The sequence below is a fragment of the Bacillus sp. HNG genome (assembly GCF_003400205.1).
In the GTDB taxonomy this organism is placed as follows: domain Bacteria; phylum Bacillota; class Bacilli; order Bacillales; family Bacillaceae_L; genus Ferdinandcohnia.
Map to the genome: position 1 here is coordinate 1 of NZ_QUQV01000042.1, position 2,149 is coordinate 2,149.

At 33.0% G+C, this 2,149-nt stretch carries 3 protein-coding genes; all 3 read right to left on the bottom strand.

The window, feature by feature from the left end; all coding sequences use genetic code 11:
- Nucleotides 1-170: 170 nt before the first annotated feature.
- Nucleotides 171-599 carry a DnaD domain protein gene (locus tag DZB84_RS24515; protein WP_189655365.1) on the bottom strand — a complete coding sequence of 143 codons (429 nt, stop codon included), beginning with the start codon at nt 597-599 and terminating at the stop codon, nt 171-173.
- Nucleotides 600-753: 154 nt separating this feature from the next.
- A complete protein-coding gene (locus tag DZB84_RS24520) occupies nt 754-1,020 on the bottom strand; it encodes a hypothetical protein (protein ID WP_223254553.1) in 267 nt (88 codons plus the stop codon).
- A gap of 140 nt (nt 1,021-1,160) precedes the next feature.
- Nucleotides 1,161-1,691 (bottom strand): thiol-disulfide oxidoreductase ResA, encoded by a 531-nt coding sequence (gene resA, locus DZB84_RS24525; protein WP_116354902.1) that lies wholly within the window; start codon nt 1,689-1,691, stop codon nt 1,161-1,163.
- Nucleotides 1,692-2,149 lie beyond the last annotated feature (458 nt).

Genomic DNA, 2,149 nt, shown 5'->3' on the forward strand with positions numbered 1-2,149 from the left:
TTAGTTGACGGGATCAATGCCCCACGCACCCGTACGTCCTACCCTGGCTACTGCTATAATAGAATCTATTAAAAAAAGGTCAACCAGTAAAAACTGGTTAACCTTATAATACGAACGCACCCGTTAGCTTAAGTGTAATTCTTCACAAATTTTCCAATATAATAAAACTATCACATATATTTATTCTGTTGTTCCCTAACGTAAGAGATCGCTTTTTCAATTGTAAATATTTTTTCATTAAACCAATTTTCACCCACTTCTCTTACCCACGAGTGTACCATTCCGATTCCACTAACAATTGCAACATAATCAAGTAACACATATATAACTTCATCTTTTAACCCCAAAAGTTGCAAATCCTTAACAAGCTTCACATCATCCTCGGTAACAGTACCGTAGCGTTCTTTAATAAAATCATATGGTGTTGTAGATTTCGCCTCTTTAATATACCATTCATCGGGTGTCATTCCAGTTTTAACTTTGAATTGTTGTTCGTTCCATTCCTCTATTGTCATACCGTGTATTTCCTTAAATCGTTCTTCTGGTGTCGAACCGTGTACAACTTTACCTATTATTTTATTTGATCGCTTTTTTTTCATCATCCTTTTCTCCCTAATTTATTTATTTTTTAAGTTCTAATTCGTTACACTTTTCACCTTTTCCTTCTTTGGCTTACTGAACTAACCTGCACCGTTTGTTCAATAAGGAATTCAACAAAAAAGGTGGTTAATCCTTCTTAGATCAACGCACCCGTTAGTACAACAACTTTTTATATAAAAATATTATAATTCCGCAGATAACTGTTACACCAATAAATGTTAATAAGTAAAGAAAAGGAGAATTAACTTTACCAAAAACAACCTCATTTTGAAGTGTCTCTCCTTTATCCCACGCACTTGCAATATCTGGTTTGTAGTTTCTTGTTTTTATATAACCGACTAATATCTGACCAACTATATAGACTAAGTGAATTACAACTGAACTAATAAATGCTTGAAGAACTGTTTTTATTTTGGTCACTCCTTCCACCAACTGATTTCACCATAATATCCACATTTGTTATTCCATTAACCTGTCCGTGTGTTCAATAGAAAAAAATCTGCTCAGGGAGAACAGCTTATCCGAATCTTATTACACCTTAACACTATATTCTATTTTATTTAATTAGGTAAAATTTCTTTTATCCATTGGTCTAGTTGTTCCTTGGATAACTCTCCTTCGTAGGAACTTTGTAGAGTTCCGTCAGGGGTTATAAAAAAGGATGTAGGAACATAACGAACATTGAAAGTATTATAGACTTCTCCATTTTTATCTAAGACAACAGGAATTGATAAATTATTTTTTTGCAGAAAAGTTGAAACAGTTGTTGCAGATTCATATATGTTTACAGCTACAACCTCAAAACCATCATTTTTATATTGTTCATAAGCATTTTGAATTGCAGGCATTTCATTTTTACAAGGGGTACACCAGCTACCCCAAAAATTAATTAATACTGCCTGTCCACGTAAATCTTTTAATTCTAGTTCTCCGTCGTTAATAGTTTGTAATCTAAAATTCGGAGTAACTTCACCAATTACTGCTTCTTGAGTCTTATCTATTGCAAAGTAATGCCGATAAATAGTGAAAATTAGTGCAACAAAAAGTACGGCGAATACACTTCGGCGTAGCCAAATACTGAATCTTTCCATTACAAAAGCTCCCCCTCATAATGCTAATGTCTTTTTCTTCAATTAAACCTTCACCGTTAGTACAATCAATTCAATAAGTATAGTTTTAATCAATCTTAACCTGCACCCGTTAGTTGAAAAGGAATATACAAATAACTTTAACATATATTACCTTAATTAACATTAAAAAGAAGTGTGATTTCAGTTGTGAAATCCACTGCTATTATACTTGTTTTTATATCTGTGGGTACCTCAAAAGAGAACGACTTAAACTCTTATGGTGTCCTTTTTTATATAAAAACGAATCTATGCACGTTTTACTTTACTCAATTACAAAATAACCAAATGCTTGTTCAACTCCCTCAGTTTGATACGAATATCTCTCAAATGCTCACTTATTCGCAGGATTTCATACCCCTTTAAAATGGATTTATAGGTATTAGAAGTGAGTTCAGATCATTTTGGCTTCGTGAAGGCAT